18 protein-coding genes are annotated in these 17,523 nt (G+C 51.2%); 11 read left to right on the forward strand and 7 right to left on the reverse strand.

The window, feature by feature from the left end; translation table 11 throughout:
- The first annotated feature begins 102 nt into the window (after positions 1-102).
- From LMG33818_RS10220 to LMG33818_RS10245, 6 genes are all read left to right on the forward strand, one after another.
- A complete protein-coding gene (locus LMG33818_RS10220) occupies positions 103-480 on the forward strand; it encodes a hypothetical protein (RefSeq protein WP_442323282.1) in 378 nt (125 codons plus the stop codon).
- A 216-nt stretch (positions 481-696) separates the two neighbouring features.
- Positions 697-2,190, forward strand: coding sequence for an MFS transporter (locus tag LMG33818_RS10225; protein WP_442323283.1), 1,494 nt, complete (start codon positions 697-699; stop codon positions 2,188-2,190).
- Between the two features lie 37 nt (positions 2,191-2,227).
- Complete coding sequence (locus LMG33818_RS10230) at positions 2,228-2,527, forward strand: BolA family protein (protein WP_442323284.1); 300 nt, start codon at positions 2,228-2,230, stop codon at positions 2,525-2,527.
- A gap of 56 nt (positions 2,528-2,583) precedes the next feature.
- Positions 2,584-3,516, forward strand: coding sequence for a hypothetical protein (locus LMG33818_RS10235; protein WP_442323285.1), 933 nt, complete (start codon positions 2,584-2,586; stop codon positions 3,514-3,516).
- Entirely contained in the window at positions 3,516-4,130 is a 615-nt protein-coding gene (locus LMG33818_RS10240) for a GNAT family N-acetyltransferase (RefSeq protein ID WP_442323286.1), read from the forward strand. Before LMG33818_RS10235 ends, LMG33818_RS10240 begins: the two co-directional genes overlap by 1 nt.
- Complete coding sequence (locus tag LMG33818_RS10245; protein WP_442323287.1) at positions 4,096-4,323, forward strand: hypothetical protein; 228 nt, start codon at positions 4,096-4,098, stop codon at positions 4,321-4,323. The genes LMG33818_RS10240 and LMG33818_RS10245 overlap by 35 nt, the downstream gene beginning before the upstream one ends.
- A gap of 274 nt (positions 4,324-4,597) precedes the next feature.
- Here LMG33818_RS10245 and LMG33818_RS10250 read toward each other — a convergent pair whose 3' ends face one another.
- Together LMG33818_RS10250 and rsmD are read right to left on the reverse strand one after the other, a co-directional pair.
- A complete protein-coding gene (locus LMG33818_RS10250; protein WP_442323288.1) occupies positions 4,598-4,855 on the reverse strand; it encodes a cell division protein ZapB in 258 nt (85 codons plus the stop codon).
- Positions 4,856-5,215: 360 nt separating this feature from the next.
- Positions 5,216-5,875, reverse strand: a complete 660-nt coding sequence (gene rsmD, locus LMG33818_RS10255) for a 16S rRNA (guanine(966)-N(2))-methyltransferase RsmD (protein WP_442323289.1) — start codon at positions 5,873-5,875, stop codon at positions 5,216-5,218.
- 485 nt (positions 5,876-6,360) lie between these two features.
- Here rsmD and ftsY point away from each other — a divergent pair, with 485 nt between their 5' ends.
- The 4 genes from ftsY (at position 6,361) to rpoH (ending at position 11,089) form a co-directional block, all read left to right on the forward strand.
- Positions 6,361-7,914: a signal recognition particle-docking protein FtsY gene (gene ftsY, locus LMG33818_RS10260; protein WP_442323290.1), complete on the forward strand. Its 1,554-nt coding sequence runs from the start codon at positions 6,361-6,363 to the stop codon at positions 7,912-7,914.
- Positions 7,915-7,923: 9 nt separating this feature from the next.
- Positions 7,924-8,592: a cell division ATP-binding protein FtsE gene (gene ftsE, locus LMG33818_RS10265; RefSeq protein ID WP_442323337.1), complete on the forward strand. Its 669-nt coding sequence runs from the start codon at positions 7,924-7,926 to the stop codon at positions 8,590-8,592.
- On the forward strand, positions 8,592-9,611 hold the full coding sequence (gene ftsX / locus LMG33818_RS10270; protein WP_442323291.1) for a permease-like cell division protein FtsX: 1,020 nt from the start codon (positions 8,592-8,594) through the stop codon (positions 9,609-9,611). The genes ftsE and ftsX overlap by 1 nt, the downstream gene beginning before the upstream one ends.
- A 578-nt stretch (positions 9,612-10,189) precedes the next feature.
- A complete protein-coding gene (gene rpoH / locus LMG33818_RS10275; protein ID WP_442323292.1) occupies positions 10,190-11,089 on the forward strand; it encodes an RNA polymerase sigma factor RpoH in 900 nt (299 codons plus the stop codon).
- A gap of 320 nt (positions 11,090-11,409) precedes the next feature.
- Here rpoH and slmA read toward each other — a convergent pair whose 3' ends face one another.
- The 5 genes from slmA to LMG33818_RS10300 form a co-directional block, all read right to left on the reverse strand.
- Entirely contained in the window at positions 11,410-12,021 is a 612-nt protein-coding gene (slmA, locus tag LMG33818_RS10280; RefSeq protein ID WP_442323293.1) for a nucleoid occlusion factor SlmA, read from the reverse strand.
- Positions 12,022-12,120: 99 nt separating this feature from the next.
- Positions 12,121-13,014 (reverse strand): acetylglutamate kinase, encoded by an 894-nt coding sequence (gene argB, locus LMG33818_RS10285; RefSeq protein ID WP_442323294.1) that lies wholly within the window; start codon positions 13,012-13,014, stop codon positions 12,121-12,123.
- A gap of 63 nt (positions 13,015-13,077) precedes the next feature.
- Positions 13,078-13,530, reverse strand: coding sequence for a dUTP diphosphatase (gene dut, locus LMG33818_RS10290; RefSeq protein WP_442323295.1), 453 nt, complete (start codon positions 13,528-13,530; stop codon positions 13,078-13,080).
- 180 nt (positions 13,531-13,710) lie between these two features.
- Positions 13,711-15,195 carry a bifunctional phosphopantothenoylcysteine decarboxylase/phosphopantothenate--cysteine ligase CoaBC gene (gene coaBC, locus LMG33818_RS10295; RefSeq protein ID WP_442323296.1) on the reverse strand — a complete coding sequence of 495 codons (1,485 nt, stop codon included), beginning with the start codon at positions 15,193-15,195 and terminating at the stop codon, positions 13,711-13,713.
- Between the two features lie 261 nt (positions 15,196-15,456).
- A complete protein-coding gene (locus LMG33818_RS10300) occupies positions 15,457-16,152 on the reverse strand; it encodes a 2,3-diphosphoglycerate-dependent phosphoglycerate mutase (protein WP_442323297.1) in 696 nt (231 codons plus the stop codon).
- A gap of 395 nt (positions 16,153-16,547) precedes the next feature.
- On the opposite strand from LMG33818_RS10300, the gene radC reads away from it, so the two are divergent.
- On the forward strand, positions 16,548-17,222 hold the full coding sequence (gene radC, locus LMG33818_RS10305) for a RadC family protein (RefSeq protein ID WP_442323298.1): 675 nt from the start codon (positions 16,548-16,550) through the stop codon (positions 17,220-17,222).
- Positions 17,223-17,523 lie beyond the last annotated feature (301 nt).

Raw genomic sequence — 17,523 nt, forward strand, 5'->3', positions numbered from 1 at the left:
TATAATGAGTGCTCGGTATAGTGGGTGATTGAACAAACATTTGTTTCGGAACGCATAGCCGTACCATTTCGTCATTTCGCTCCCCTTTGAGGAGGTATCACCATGAAGCTGGTAAATCGTTCGTCCCTGAGTATCAAACCGACTCAGGCGTTTGTGGATTGGGTGAATCTGCTGGAAGCCACGGAAGGGGAGGATGACCTGACGTTGGCTGATATCGAGCACGAAAGCACTGTTTACCTGATCCCCGAAATGGATTCTGAAGAAGCCGTTCAGGCTTATATCGATGAGCGTTACATCGATATCCTCGAGAACGAACTCAGTGCCTGGGAAGAGGATTCCCGCATGTGGCCAGATACACTGGACCGAGCGCTTTTCGACCGTTTTATCGTTGTGGATCACAGTTTTCTGGTGCTGGATATTGAGGACGAAGCTGATCTTGAGTCCAGCGAGCTGGATGAAGAAGAGCCTCTGGAAGAGTGATCCCAGAAAGAATCAGCGTTATGCAATCCGTTCAGGGTGAGCAATAACACCATGGGATTACGCATGAGCGAACAAGGTCATTGCATGATTCTCTGGAGAGAACTTTCCGGAAACCCAATGTGCCTTTCTTATGAAAACCTTCATCCATTTACATATTGGAAAACTTTCTTGTTGTGGGGCGATGCTTCACCGATATACGCGAGGTTTGCGTGACTCATGGCGCTTAAGTGGCTAACGACCGAACAACCTGGGGATGACGGCTTACCGGCCAGCAAGCGTCTCCCCGCGCTTTGTTCGGTATTGCTGGGCACACTTTTGGTTGTGCTGGACAGTTCCATCATCAATATCGCCCTGCCCGAAATGGGCCAGGCGCTGCATGTTCCTGCGTCCTCTTCAATCTGGATCAGTAATATCTATCAACTGGTGGCTGCGTCGTTAATCTTGAGCTTTGCCGCGCTGGCTGATCGAATCGGTAGCAAACGACTTTATGTGGCCGGTTTATCACTGTTTGTCCTTGCCTCTTTGGCTTGCGCGCTTTCAACGTCCTTTATCATGTTGGTGATAGCGCGTGCTATTCAGGGGGTGGGTGGGGCGGCTGTCATGAGCCTTGGCCCTTCATTGAACAGGCGCATTTTCCCCACTCGTATTCTAGGTAGTGCTATTGGTCTGGTTGCGATGACGGTGGCTGCGGCCTTGGCAGCTGGCCCGACACTGGGAGGCATGATCCTTGCCATTGCCCATTGGCCGTGGTTGTTTTTGATTAACGTCCCTGTTGGCGGTGTGGGCGTATGGATGGCCATCAAGGCACTGCCTGACGAGCGAGGTCACCAAAAAGCCTTTGATTACCTGGGAGCTGTGCTCTCGGTTATCACGTTGGCCTGCAGTGTATTTGGACTGGGGCATTTGCAACGCGGTAGTCATCATGCTCTGGCCATGGTATGTCTGATTATCGCCGTTGTGGCTGGAGGTGCCTTCCTTTATCGTCAAAAACATGTGGCGACGCCGTTATTGCCGCTGTCGATGTTTAATGAGATACGGTTTACATTGGCAGCATTAACCTCATTCTTCTCGTTTGTAGCGCAGACAATGGTGCTGTTGGCTTTGCCATTTCTTCTCCAAAGTGAACAGGGCTATTCGCCCATGATGGCGGGACTATTGTTTACCGCATGGCCGGTCGTATTGTTTTTTACCGCGCCACGGGCCGGGCGTTTGGCCGATAAAATGTCACCGACTGTGGTCTCCAGTATTGGGTTGTTCCTCTTTATGCTGGGTCTGTTGTCGGTGGCACTCTTGTCGTCCATGCATACTGTCACGCCTCTCGATGTGATTTGGCGTTCTGCCTTGTGCGGGCTGGGTTTTGGCCTGTATCAGGCACCCAATAATCGGGAGCTGATGGGGAGCCTGCCGCGTAAATTAAGCAGCCGTGCTTCTGGGGTTCAGGCCACAGTACGTACTTTTGCACAAAGTGTGGGTGCCGCGCTGGTGGCATTGGCGTTTTCTGGTATTGTAGGAACGTCTTTTGTCAAAGGAAGTGTGGATATCAAAGCAGGTTCCGGTATGTCAGGTGCTTCAGATATAACAGCAGGGGGCGCGCTACCCGTCAATGTCGCCTTGTGGTGGGCATTTGGCATGGTGTTGGTTGCGCTCTTGTTGGGTGTTGGGCGTATGACCTATTTGCACGTTTGTACGCCGTCTGCAATGAAGCGCTAACCTGGGCGTCCACTTTGTATTCAGCGGAAAAGAGTTTATGAGTATTCAGGAAAGTATTGAACAAAAGCTGAAAGTCTTGTCGCCTCGGTTTTTACAGGTAGAAAACGAGAGCCATCGGCATCATGTGCCGCCCAATTCCGAGACGCATTTCAAGATCACTTTGGTGAGCACAGCATTTGAAGGGCTGATGCCAGTCAAGCGCCATCAACGCGTTTATGCCTTGCTTGCTGAAGAGCTGGAAAGCCCCGTACATGCGTTGGCGTTGCATCTTTACACGCCTTCAGAGTGGGACAAGCGTCAGCAGGTGAGTCCGGCATCACCCAATTGCCGAGGTTAATCGACGTTTTGTCGTTATCTTCAATGTCAGTCTTGTTGCTTCGATTCGAGTGAGCCATGTCGGACCCAGTGTCACAGTATGAGCAGAGCCTGTATATGGATGCCATGGGGCTTACCCTATGGACGGCTCGCTATCGTCTGCCCAATGCGGAGCAGACACCTGCCTGTGAATGGCCCGAAGCATCGCGTCCGGCACAGGTGTCACCTTCGCAACGGCTCAAGGCATTGCGTCAGGATGCAGACTCGTCTTCTGAGACTGTAAGCGGTGAGTCACCTACACGTTCGGCAGCCGTACCGCCAGTGTCTACTGGTGGGGAAACAGTCCCTCCCGTGGAGAGGGTTTCGCCTCAACCGGATGCGTCAGACGCAAACACCATTTCAGATACGATACCTTTCACTGCGCAGGTTCATGATAGGGATGTGGTGCCGGATTCGACGTCCAATCTACAGGCAACCTCTTCTGAAACGGCTTCCCGTACCGCAGCGACTACTCCTTCGACTTTACAGGATTCTCTTGCCTTTTCGTTTCATGCCATCACGCTGGGGAATCGTTGGTGGGTACTTTCCTCACAACAGGCGTTTGATACACAGTCACTGGCATTGTTGAGTAATATCCTGATGGCCATGGAGAGCGATGACCGGAGCCCTACGCACTCTGTTGATTTCAAATGGCCAATGATTGAAGGTTTTAAAGTGGAAGACCCGCAGGCCGAGGCCGAAGATGGCGTATTGGCGTTTGTCGCTGGCCAACAGGAGCAGCAAGGGAAACCGCAAATGATTTTATTGCTTGCCGATGATGCCGACGAAAACGCACAGGTACTGTCACGCGTGCTGGGAATAGATTCGGGCACTAGCACTCTGTTGGAACTTCCTGTTATTCAGGGGGCTGCCTTGCCAACACTATTGTCCAGGCCATCTGCCAAGCGCGCTCTGTGGCACGCACTGGTATCCTATGTCTCTGCAGGGGTGAGCAAACAAAAGGATGCCTAATGTGCGTTAGACTATCGCTCCCTTCAGGAGAAAGCGAAGAATCTTTCGGAGGCAGTGAGGATTCTTCCTTTGAACACACGTCTTCTCCCGCATATCCGTACTTGGCGAAACAACTGGCCTGCTTTACGGGGGACGCGGGCTGGTCTGCCTCTGTCATCAGGGATGCCTTGCTGGATTCTCAAAGAGAAGTTTGGAGTATTCTTGATGGAAGCCAGCCACTCGCCTTCTGTGTATTGCATATTGGCCCATTTGAGCTGGAAATCGAAATGATCGCTGTGGCACCAGATCATCGTCGCCATGGTTTGGCTACGACATTGCTACGCCATGCGCAATCACGAGTGGGGGCATTGGGAAAAGAATCCCTGTTACTTGAAGTGCGGCGCTCCAATCATGCGGCACAGCGCCTGTATATGGCGCAAGGGATGCGGCAGGATGGGGTCAGAAAAGGGTATTATCCTGTTCAAGATGCTATATGCGGTGAATCTGCCCATGACGGTTTTTCACCTATTGCGGGTGAAACATCAACGTCTGATCATATTGCAGTTAAGTCTTCTACAAACACGCCCATCGCAAGAGAGGATGCGCTGTTGTTTTCATGGGCGCCATTCGAGTAGTTTTCCCTCTACCTCTACCTCTACCTCTACCTCTACCTCTACCTCTACCTCTACCTCTACCTCTACCTCTACCTCTACCTCTACCTCTACCTCTACCTCTAATGTTCCTTTACCCTCGATTGCTGGTGGCTCTCCCTACTTTATACATCGATCCGAGATAAACCGACGGGTTGAACGGAATGGCCTGACATAGTGCGTTGTAAACGATTCCAAGGTTGGCACCCATGCCTATTAATGCGTACACAAAGTGAGTCTCTGATATGCCGGACGATCGTTTGGAAGATATGCCGAGCTCTTCTCGGGCGATCAGATGGATATGAAGAAAGATGCACTGACGGCATGGTAAGCACTGACGCCAAGGAGAGAGTTATAAAGGAGAGAATTATAAAGGGGAGATTTATACAGCTTCGGGGCAGGGCCTGCATGGAGGTAAGTAGGCAGGCCCTGTGAGGAGAGGCACCCTTCGCTCAGTAATGAGTATGATGCGAGTGGGCGTGCTCTGAAGAGGTGTGTGCCTGTTCGGAAGGCTCGCTGCTGGAGATATTTGCTTCTGCTTCGCTGAAACGGGAGAGCAGGTTGCTCAAGCGTGTTTCGTTCTCCTGACGGCTGTTTTTCAGTGTCTCGTTTTCAGTACGCAGCTCTTCAACTTCCGAGCGAAGCTTGTCGATAGTCTCGAGTGCATGGGTAACTTTTTTCTCTAACTGATCGAAAAGTTCAGTGCTCATGTTTCTGTGTCTCCTGGTATCGCGACTGCAATCCTTCAAAGTATTCGTATTCAAACTTTCCATCGAATGCTTTTTGAATGATGGGTGCTTGCTTAACGTTTACTTGCCTGGCGTTTATAAATTGGCGTTTATTGGCGACGGGCTACCAATGAAATGACGGCTACCTATGAAATATAGCCTCAGTGCAATTGATGCTTTGCTTGAATTCGCATACGCAAGCATGCAGGACCAATTGTAAAGCCATCATACGTGGCTAGCCGCTTGTTGTCTCACTTGAAAGTGTTTTTTTGCGTAAAGCTTCATGCAAGGTTTGGATGATGGCAAACCGGTGTTCCCCTGTACTCACGGAGCAATCTCTAGTCAGGACCTATGTGTGCCATGAGCGCGTGGTTCTCGTAAATACAATCGGCCCAGGCTTTCGCCCGCTTTGGTTTCACGCAATAGCCGCCATGTGTCCGGAACGCTGGCGGGTTGTTCCGACTCGCTTTCTACGTATATCAGTGCATCGTCTGTGAGCCACTGATGCTCTTCCAGCAATTGAGCAGCCTTGGTGGCGAGCGACTGATGAAATGGGGGATCAAGAAATATTACATCGAAGGGTAGATCAGGCGTACGCATGAGTGCTGTCAGCGCATCCGCCTGCGTAAAACACATCTGTTGAGTGACCTTGAGTCGTTCACTGTTTTCCCGCAGTAACTGAATGGCTTTTGCATTCAGTTCCATGCTTAGGACATGTGCCGCTCCGCGGGAGACTGCTTCGAAACCAAGGGCACCACTCCCGGCAAAAGGGTCAAGGACACGGGCCTTGTATAGATCCGATGCCAGCCAATTGAATAATGTTTCCCTGACACGGTCCGGCGTTGGACGTAACCCTGGGCTATTCAGTACTTGCAACAGGCTGCGTTTCAGGCTCCCCCCAATGATACGGACTTGCCCCATGGGTGCAGAGGTAGAGGTTGAAGGCCGAGTGCTTCCGAATGATTTACGCTTGGATGATTTATGGCTGGGTGATTTATGCATAGTAGAGCTGGATTCGCGCAGTGCCTTGAAAAGTACCTTAAAGAAGTACATTAAATATGCAGGATGGGCCCCCTGAGTATACCCGTCAGGGGGCAACCAATGGTAGGATGCATGTTAAATATACGGATAGGTTAATATACGAGTAGATTAGTATACAAACAGTCTAAACTGTTGAGCGGGGATTACCATTCGCTTGCAGTTCCGTTCGATGGTAGCCTAGCTTCAGACCAGCAGACGGGATAGCGTTTTTACGTGAGCAGGACAGGCCGCTCCCGAAGGTATCTTGCTTACATGATGTTTTCCGATTGTTTGTGTTCCAGAGCCTTTGATTCGGGTTGTCGCTATTCGATAACGCAACTGATGTACCCCAACGCCATCGGCGGTCGCTGCTTATGGACAGACTCGTAAATCACTTTACAGAATCGCAGCTGGATTCAGAAGTGTAACTACATTTAGAATTGCAACTACAGGCGTAAGTTTTCACCATGTTCGGTTTTTTCAAACGAAAAAAAAATCACGATAAGAGCGTAGAAGAGAAAGACAAGTCCGTTCATCAGGAAGAACAGGGCGAGCAACAGGCATCGACTGATGCTGCCTCTACCATCGAGGAAAAGCCGGATTCATCTGCTGCATCCAGCGAGGAACAGCCGCCCCGTGTCGCTCTTGACACTGATGAAACTGCCGCTGATGAAGAAGCGCCTGCCTATGTGCCTTCGCTGAATACGACTGACCCGCATGGGGACTCGTCGGCGGAGTCAACGCATCCAACGCACGTTCCTCAGCTGAAGTCTGAATCCTCAGAAGTGCCAGAAACACCAGCGCCTGCCAAAACGTCTTCAGATACCCCGCACAATGCACATGCAGTAGAGCAGGCTCCTTCTATAACTGCGGCCGATGAGACAGCTGCAGCCGATGAGATGCCTTCAGAAAAGGATAATGCGGCTGAAACCGGTACCTCTGCGCGCCATTCTCATACTGACACGGCTGATACTCTGTCTACTGATCAATCCTCAGTGGACGCGGCGCCCATGGACGAGGCCCCGATCCAGCCTGTAGCGTCAGGGGCTGACGCTGACTCGGCCCCTGAAAAAGAGACAAAGGCTGCCCGCGGTGGCTGGTTCTCCCGCATGCGCAGCGGACTGAGCAAAACACGCAATAATTTCACCGGGGGACTGGCAACGCTTTTCCTCGGCAAGAAAGAGATTGATGATGAACTGATCGAAGATCTCGAAACCCAGTTGTTGGTTGCAGATGTAGGGGTAGAGGCGACAACACAGATCATTGATACGCTGAGCGAACGCGTTTCCCGTAAAGAACTCTCCAGTGCTGATGCGCTCTACAAGGCATTACAGCAAGAGCTGGGCAATATGCTTGCGCCCGTCGAAAAGCCATTGGTGCTTCCGCCCAAGGGGCAAGGTCCGTTCGTGATTCTTGTGATTGGCGTGAATGGTGTCGGTAAAACCACTACTATCGGTAAATTGGCGCGCCGCTACAAGAGCGAAGGGCGTTCGGTCATGTTGGCCGCGGGCGATACCTTCAGAGCCGCCGCTGTTGAGCAGCTCAAGGTTTGGGGGGATCGCAATGATGTACCCGTGGTGGCTCAGCATACCGGGGCGGACAGCGCGTCAGTCATTTATGATGCGCTCTCTTCGGCGCGTTCACGTAATGTGGATGTATTGATTGCCGATACAGCCGGCCGTTTGCATAACAAGAGCCATTTGATGGAAGAGCTGAAGAAGGTTCAACGTGTGATGGCGAAACTTGATCCCGATGCACCTCACGAGGTCATGCTGGTATTGGATGCCGGTACGGGGCAGAACGCAATCAGTCAGGCGGAAACCTTCGGTGATGCCATTCCGATCACCGGGATTGCATTGACCAAGCTGGATGGTACCGCCAAGGGTGGGGTGATTTTCGCTCTTGCCAAACAGCTGGGTATCCCTATTCGTTATATTGGTGTGGGGGAATCCCTTGAAGACCTTAGACCCTTCGAGGCAGCTCCATTCACGGAAGCCCTGTTTGACCAACGGAGCAACTAATTCATGGCCATGATCAGCTTCGAGCATGTCGGAAAGCGTTACGGTGGGCGTTTTGAGGCCATTGCAGACCTGAATTTTTCCATTGATCGCGGCGAGATGGTCTTTTTGACCGGGCATTCGGGCGCAGGTAAAAGCTCAGTGCTCAAGCTGTTGACCTGCCTTGAACGTCCCAGTAGAGGGAAGGTAGTGGTGGGTGGCAAGGATCTTGCCAGGCTTCGCCCCTCGCAGATCCCTTTCTATCGCCGTCAGATTGGTGTGGTATTTCAGGATCATCAACTGCTATTTGACCGCACTGTGTTTGACAACGTGGCCTTGCCCCTGATGATTCAGGGAACACCACCCAAAGATGCAGCGCGGCGTGTGCGTGCGGCGCTTGACAAGGTGGGGTTGTTGTACCGAGAGCGTGCATTGCCCATTGAGTTGTCAACGGGTGAGCAACAACGTATCGGGATCGCCAGAGCCGTTGTGAACAAACCTGCACTGCTGCTGGCAGATGAGCCGACGGGTAACCTTGATCCGCAGCTTTCAGCGGATATCATGCGTCTGTTCGAAGACTTCAACCGTATTGGTACCACAGTGCTGCTAGCGAGCCACGATCTAGCGCTGATTGCACGCTTGCGACATCGTATCCTGCGCTTGCGCCAGGGCCGTCTGATTGCCGACGAGGAGGGGGCGTGATGCGTCAACCACGAAATTCATCATCTCAGCCCAAGGATGTCCAGCCACCGAGCTCTGCTGCTGAGCGCCGTTCGGGTGCCAGAGCTCAACGCATTTCACGTGACCAACAATACCAGTCGTGGATGGATCACCACCGTCAAATTGCACTTGATAGTGGGCAGAGGTTGTTGCGCAGCCCTATTGCATCGCTGTTTACCATGCTGGCCATTGCTATTGCGCTGGTGTTGCCTGCGATGCTCTGGTTAGGCTTGGGAAGCGTACGCACGCTGGATTCGAATCTTGAAAGTACGACACACATTACGGTATACCTTCAGGCGGGGGAGAGCCCTGATAGCGTCAATCAGATTGCCGGTCAGATTCGTGGCAATGCTGCAGTACAAAGTATTCAGTTGATAACAGCAGATCAGGGGCTGGATGAGTTTCAGCATTCGTTGGGAATTGGTAACGTTGCCTCGTTGCTTTCGTACAACCCATTGCCAGCGACCATTCTGGTAACACCCACCTCGCATGATCCACAGGCAGTGAGTGATCTTGCCTCTCAACTACAGGGTATCAATGGGGTGGATGAATCCCGTGTGGATGTTCAGTGGTTGCAACGGTTACATGACATTGGCCGCGTTGGTCAACGCATGACCTGGGGGCTATTCGTGCTCTTTGGTTTTGGCGCGCTGTTGGTTGTCGGCAATACTATCCGCTTATCGGTCGCCAACCGTCACAAGGAAATCGAGGTTGTGACGTTACTCGGCGCAACGCGGCCTTTTGTCAGAAGGCCCTTCCTGTATATGGGGGCCTGGTTTGGTCTGGGCGGCGGCATACTGGCTATTTTGCTACTACTGTTGGGGCGTGGTTGGTTGTCTTCGCCAATCAACGATCTGGCGCAGAGCTACGGCAGTAGTTATCAGCTGCCACTTCCTGGCTTCGGAGGTTCCCTCCTGCTGATCATAGTCAGTATCCTGCTGGGATTATTGGGCGCTTGGATTGCTGTCGCACGGCACCTTTCACAAATTCGCCCCGAGTAATTTGCGACGATACTCTAGTGTTCACATATAGAGGGCTGCAACAGGCAAAAGCGTGTTGTCAGCCCTGAAAATCCCACCCTGTACAGGTGAGGGCGCCATGAAAATGACAAGTTTGCAAAGTATACTGGAGAGATATCCCGGGTAGGATAGTCTTCGAAACGTTCCGTTGAATTGCAATTCACATCCTTCAGTGATTTGACATTATTCCTAATGCGCCTTTATCAATATGCGTACACCCTCCATCACAAGCCCAATAGTATGGATTGCTTTTCAAGGGAACTTTTTTGGAAATGGGGTGTCTTAATAGATAGGAATAGAGTACTGATAGAATTACTCGTACTATATCAATACTCGAAAGCGCAAGGCACACGCGCTATACTTAACGAATTGTACAGTAAAGAGACGCCAACATTTAAAACATTAAGTCAGTCATCTCAAGTCAGAACATATCGCGGCACCTGCTGTTTATAGCCTTTACCCGCTGACAGCTTTACCAGCGCGGTTATTTAGTACATGGTGCCCCTCACGGATGTTTTCAAGCCCAGTTTATCGGGCATCCTTATAGGAGACAGTCACATATGAGTAACAGTCTTCAAGTGAAATCAAATAATGCATTGCAAGCCATGGGCCAACTCTCTCCGGGGAATGACCTCAATGGCTACATTCAGACAGTCAACAGCATTCCGGTTCTCTCGGTTGAAGAAGAACAGGAATTGGCAACACGCCTGCGCAATAATGAAGATCTGTCAGCGGCTCGCCGTCTGGTCATGTCACATCTGCGCTTTGTTGTGCATATTGCACGCAGCTACTCCGGTTATGGCCTTCCACAGTCAGATTTGATTCAGGAAGGTAACGTGGGCCTGATGAAAGCAGTCAAACGCTTCGATCCGACCCAGGGCGTTCGCCTTGTTTCCTTTGCGGTACATTGGATCAAGGCTGAAATTCATGAATATGTCCTGCGTAACTGGCGTATCGTTAAAGTGGCGACGACCAAAGCACAGCGTAAACTGTTCTTTAACCTGCGTAGTGCCAAAAAACGTTTGGCCTGGTTGAACACTGATGAAGTGGATGCCATTGCCAAGGATTTGGATGTCAAACCCCAGGTCGTTCGTGAAATGGAAGGTCGTTTGTCATCCATTGATGCAGGCTTCGATGCGTCTGCCAATGATGATGACGAACAGGCTTATCAGGCACCTGCGAATTATCTGGAAGATGATCGCTATGATCCTGCTGCCCGTATTGAAGAAAATGACTACGAAGAGGACTCCTCTCGTCGTCTCGCCAATGCGTTGGCCCAGTTGGACGACCGTTCACGTAACATCCTCCAGCAGCGGTGGTTGGCCGAACATAAATCCACTCTTCATGAGCTGGCGGATGAATATGGTGTTTCGGCAGAACGTATTCGTCAGCTGGAGAAAAGCGCAATGAAAAAATTGCGTAGTATGATGGGGGATGTTCCTCTGGATCTGGCGTCATAACGCCAGTATTACTAAAATACGTGTCTACACCTGAGGTTCACTTTTTAGGGTTTTATTCTTTGGAATCCTGATTCCTCAGGGAATAAGGATAGTGCGAAGAAAAACCGCCTTTCCAATAAAAACCGCCTCTCCAACGGGAGAAAGGCGGTTTTTTTATGCATATTTTACGTGGGCCGCTTGATGGTAGGTAATCGTTTTACATCAGTCTTTATTAAACGCTCATGTACGCTTTGTTTTATAGATGGAACTTAATCGAGCCCTGCCAAGGCACTCTATATATTCATAAGTTGATACAAACAGGAAGCCGTGGCGGGCATCCATTACTCCGTTGGAAAGGACATGGCGGATGCAAGAACGCTCCATTGATCCTGCCACATTGCTGTTGGTGTACGACGAAAACCACTGCGCGTGAATTGTGTGATCCGGCCTTCCAATACACTCAACAGTAAATTGGCATACACACTGACTGTACAACTAACGCGAAGACCCTGATGTATCTCGGCTTCCCTGAGCTGTTGTTTGAGTTGAGTCTCGATGCGATCATAAAGTTGAGCAATACGGGGTTGTAATCGCGCCAGATCACCGCTCAGAACCTCGCCACTCAAGAGGCGGCAGAGCCCTGGATTGCGTTCTGAAAACGCTAGAATAAAGGTCAGAATTAGTCTCAGTTGCTCTTCTATGGAAGCGTCTTCTTCCCGCGTGACTTCAATCAGACGATAAATCTGTGAAAAAAGCGATTGCTCAATAAAGGCAATCAAGGCTTCAAACATTTTGGCCTTGCTGGGAAAATGCCGATAGAGAGCCGCTTCAGAGACATTTACTTCGCGTGCCAGCGCGGCGGTTGTGATACGGCCACTGCTGTCTTTCTCCAGCATTTCTGCCAGGGTGAGCAGGATTTGTTCCTTCCGAGAGGGAGCTTTTTCTTGTGTCATGAGCAATAACTGAGTGGAGAAAAAATAAGCGGATGCATGCATCGGCACGGTTTATTGTGCGCATTACAAGGCATGGCCTCAGGCACTTGGGTAGAGAGTTTAATCGCCCGATGCACTGATCAATGTACCTGCGCCTGCATTGGTGAAAATTTCCAGCAATGTCGCATGAGGCACACGCCCATCAATGATGACGGCGCTATCCACACCCTCTTCAACAGCCTCCAATGCACACTGGATCTTGGGCAGCATGCCTCCGTAGATGGTACCGTCTTCAATCAAGCGATTCACGTCGCTGACACTTAATCCCGTCATCACATTTCCCTGTTTGTCCTGCAAGCCCGCTACATTGGTCAGCAGCATCAGGCGTTCCGCGTTCAATGCCTGTGCCACACGGCCGGCTACTACATCTGCATTGATGTTGTATGAGTTGCCTTCGTCGTCCACACCAATAGGCGCAATCACAGGGATATAATCGGCCTGGGTCAGCATTTCGATCAGGTCAGTTGAAATGTGTGTGACGTCGCCTACATGACCAATATTGATGGGGTTGCCATTCGTATCATGCAGAGCCAATGGTTTTGCATGAATCTGGGCGTTGTCCTTGCCCGTCAAACCGATGGCTTTACCGCCGGCCAGATTCAGGTGATTAACAATGCTTTTGTTGACCTGACCACCCAACACCATTTCGACCACTTCCATGGTGGGCGTATCGGTGACCCGCATTCCTGCCTCAAAATGAGACTCGATATTCAGTTTTTCCAACACAATCCCGATCTGAGGCCCACCGCCATGCACCACTACGGGATTCAGGCCAACCGTTTTCATCAGCACGATATCCCGTGCGAAGGAGTCCACCAACGCATCATCTGTCATGGCATTACCGCCATATTTGACGACGATGGTCTTGCCTGCATAGCGCTGAATATAAGGAAGCGCTTCGGAAAGAATTTCAACGACGGAAGCGGGGTCGCGTGATGGTTTTGTATCAGTCATGCTGGATGCATCTCAATGGAAATGGTATTTGTGAAAAGGGTGTCACAAAAAGACAAATACTGGTCAGTGTTGTCCCGAGCTGCCAAAGCCTCCGGTGCCTCGCAGCGAAGCATCGAATTCATCAACAATTTCGAGTTCGGCCTGCAGTACCGGTACCAGAACATATTGAGCAATACGCTCGAAGGGTTCGAGGGTGACAGCCTCCTGGCCCCGGTTCCATACGGAGATCATGAGTTCACCCTGGTAGTCTGAGTCGATCAACCCTACCAGATTACCCAAAACGATCCCTTTCTTGTGGCCCAGTCCTGAACGAGGCAACACGACTCCCGCATAAGCAGGATCCTTGATATAAAGGGCCAACCCGGTCTTTACCAACGTGGTTTCCCCGGGGTGTAGGGTAAGGGGCTCGTCCAGCAGGGCACGAATATCCATGCCGGCACTTCCTTCTGTTGCATAGTGCGGAAGAGGGTACTGTTTGACGCGTTCGTCCAGAATCTTGACTTGGATCTTGGGCACTGCGTATGGCTCCTTGCGCGTTATAAAATAAAAAACATTATGGCATCCGATATGCTATCAGATCGCCAGTAGTATGTGATGAAAACCCAAAAGGCTCGAGAGTCAGACATTCAACAAGAGGGCCTGGCTAATGGAGCGCTCAGCGAAGCTTGTTGGCGTTTATCGGGTTTCAGGCGGCTATTAGCCCTTGTCAGAATAGCCACTACTCTCCGCTATGATACGCGTCATCAGTGCATATGCGAGTGTTGACTTTGGCTGGAACGGAAAATCCTCATGATGCAATTCGTCATGTTCCAATTCATCATGTTCCGAGTGCGGTTGAACCGTTTCCTTATGGCTCACGCTCTCCTGGCTCCGTTGCGCCCGCTTCGAGTCTTTGTGATGACTGTACCAGTAGAGCGTCGCAGCATTATTATCCTGCCCAAAGGCAAGGCCATCGCCGACCTGATTGGCTACAATCATATCGAGCTTCTTGCGCTTGAGTTTTTCCTGTGCATGCTTGTGGAGGAATTCTGTCTCCGCTGCGAAGCCCACAGTGAAGGGGGCGGCCTCCATGGCGGCAATGGTCGCCACGATGTCGGGATTTTTAGTCAGGGTCAGCGTCATCTTGTCCTCGCGCCCCTTTTTGATTTTCTGTTCCGCTACAGTTGCAGGGCGAAAATCTGCCACGGCTGCGGTAGCAATGAAAATGTCAGCCTTTTGGCATGCTTCTTTAGCGGCTGCCAGCATCTCGTTGGCGCTCGTCACATCAATGCGGGTTACGCCTTCGGGGGTAGCCAATGTTACCGGTCCGCTGACCAGTGTTACCTTGGCACCCATCTGTTGTGCCGCCTGTGCAAGCGCATAGCCCATTTTGCCCGAACTGTAGTTGCTCAGATAGCGAACAGGATCGATGGCTTCACGAGTCGGGCCTGCGGTGATGACAATATTGAGCTGATGTGTAGGCCATGTTGCCGTTGCATTCGCAGTATCATTCGCCCTGGCGGAAGAAATGTAACCGTTTCCAGTATACGTTTGTGCAGTTTCTACAAGGGCCCGGTCTGCAAGGTATCGATGGGCGTGTCGATCATGAGATGGAGGAATGTCGGCCACCCGAGCGTCAGCACGATATTCCAGCAAGGTGTTGATGATCTCTTCCGGCTCCAGCATGCGGCCCTGACCTACATCTCCGCAGGCCTGCTCGCCCGCGGCCGGCCCTAGTAAAGTCGCCCCATCCTGCTGTAACTGTTGGACATTGCGTTGAACGGCAGGGCTTGCCCACATCTGCTGGTTCATTGCCGGCGCCAGATAACGGGGGGCGCTGCTGGCCAGATACAGCGTGCCGAGAAGATCATCGGCAAAGCCATGGGCAAGCCGAGCAATCAGATTGGCTGTCGCAGGGGCAATCAGCAGTATCTCGGCCCAGCGGGCCAGTTCAATGTGGCCCATACCGGCTTCGGCATCCTGATCCAATAGTGAGTCGTGTACCGGATTGCCTGTCAATGCCTGAAAAGTCAGTGGAGTAATAAAGGCCCTGGCACCGTCAGTAAGCACCACACGGACGTCCGCACCGGCTTTTTTAAGCAGCCGTGCGAGTGCTGCGCTTTTATACGCAGCAATACCGCCACTGACCCCCAGTAGAATACGTTTTCCCGAAAGAGAATGGGTAGATTGAGCGCGGCTCATGTGTGTTCTCCCTGACAAAAAGCGGCATTGAGTCGTGGATTGGCAGTAAAAAAGACGAGGGCACCATAATATACCTCACCCTTCCTGCATGACAGAGTCGCTGTCCAACGTTAGCAAAAGGTCATTATATGGCAATGGGAAACGTGCGTAATGGCAGTGGCAAATGTAAAAGCGGACTTTTGATACCACGTCATCGATGTGCGCCTGTATCGGCGCTCCGGGTATCAAAAAGTCCGCTTGTTAACCGATTGAAACTGCCTGTCAGTCGTTTTCGAGGTAGTACTTGTCCTTCACCTCAAGATCGTCAGAGAGGTCATAGACCAGGGGAACACCCGTGGGAATATTCAGATCCATGATTTTTTCGTCACTGATGGACTCAAGATACTTCACCAGTGCACGCAGGCTATTGCCGTGAGCTGCCACAATGACCGTTTTGCCGTCACGCAGATCCGGCGCAATACGATCCTGCCAGTAGGGGATGACGCGTTCGAGTGTCACCTTGAGATTTTCACCGCCCGGCAGGCTGCGCGGATCAAGATGCTTGTAGCGTGGATCATTGGCAGGATGATAGGGACTATCCTTGTCCAGCAGTGGGGGAAGTACATCGTAGCTACGGCGCCAGATATGGACCTGTTCGTCGCCATATTTTTCTGCCGTTTCTTTCTTGTTCAATCCTGACAATGCACCATAGTGGCGTTCATTCAAGCGCCAGGATTTATATTCGGGAAGCCATAACTGCCCAAGTTCCTCAAGCGCGTAATGGAGTGTCTTGATGGCGCGTTTAAGCACGGAAGTATGGGCAATATCAAACTGAATACCCGCATTCTTGAGACGACGACCGGCGCGTTTGGCCTCTTCAACACCCTGTTCGGAAAGATCGACATCAACCCATCCCGTAAACAGGTTGGCCTTGTTCCATTCGCTTTCACCATGGCGAACCAATACCAGTTTTGCCATCTAACCACTCCTTTCCGTTATTGACACATGAACGGTATGTAAACGTATCTGTGCGTAATGTATGAATTGCGCCTGCGCATGACTCTATCAGTATCGCCGGATGCATGAACCATCATAATGCGCTGTTTTTCATGCGTTTCAATGATTATACACCGCTTGGCTTAAGCAGATACTGACAAGACCGATATCACGCAGGGAAACGTGAGGTTGTGTCATGCATCCTTATCGTCAGCTTGCCAAGGATACCGTTCTGTAACATAACATCATCATGAACAGCGCTGGTTCTATACCAAAGTATTAATCTTCTGCCGGGTTACAATGAGTCTCTTTCCTGAAAGGCAGATGAATAAACAGAGGTTTGGGGTAAGTGCACCTGAAAGTGAGCACTGGATAACGTGAGTATTAAACATTGGCCCAAGGACGAACGTCCTCGAGAGAAAGCCCTCAAAAGAGGAGTGGCCTCTCTTTCCGATGCGGAACTACTGGCCATTTTCTATCGAGCGGGTGTGGCTGGGTCATCGGCGGTCGATATCGCACGTGAACATTTGACGCAATTCGGTAGTCTTCGTGCCATCTTGCTGGCTGATCGCGCAGAACTATGCAGTGCACGCGGCATGGGGGAGGCCACCTATATCTTTCTCAAGGCCGCCCTGGAACTGTCTCGGCGCCATTGCACATCCAACCTGGCCAAAATGAACACGCTCGAATCCCCCTTGGCGGTCAGGCAGTTTCTGAATGCGCAGTTACGTGATTTTGACCATGAAGTCTTTGCCGGTATTTTTCTGGACACGCAGCACCGTATGCTGGCCTTCGAGCAGCTGTCGCGGGGAACGCTGGATGTCGCACCGGTTTATCCGCGAGAAGTGGTGAAGAAGGCACTTTCGTTGGGGGCCGCCGCGGTGATTTTTGCCCACAATCACCCTTCAGGAGTGGCTATTCCAAGTGACGCTGACCGTCGTATTACGCAACGTTTGTGTGATGCACTGGCACTCGTCGATATCCGAGTGCTGGATCACTTTGTGATTGGTGACGATGAAATCACCTCGTTCGCTGAGCAAGGGTGGTTATAGGACGAAAGATATCAGGTACATCCATCCATTATTCATTCGCGGCTAATACTCGCCAACTGCTTCGTGGCGTTGCATACTACACGGTGCATGCGTTAATTCGTGTATCTATGTTTCTGCCGAGTATGGGTGTGCCTGGGGTGCCAGTCGTTCGGAGGCTTGCGCCCGAGTGCATGTATCCCAGAGGAGCATGGGGTCTCCGTGCATCCTTGGTTTGGTAGGAACGAGCACACGAATTATCCTGTGGTTTACCGTCGCAATACCGCGACCTCAACAAAAAGATCCCGATAATAGGAATTCAATC

The sequence above is a fragment of the Cernens ardua genome, from assembly GCF_051251085.1.
GTDB lineage: Bacteria > Pseudomonadota > Gammaproteobacteria > Pseudomonadales > Halomonadaceae > Cernens > Cernens ardua.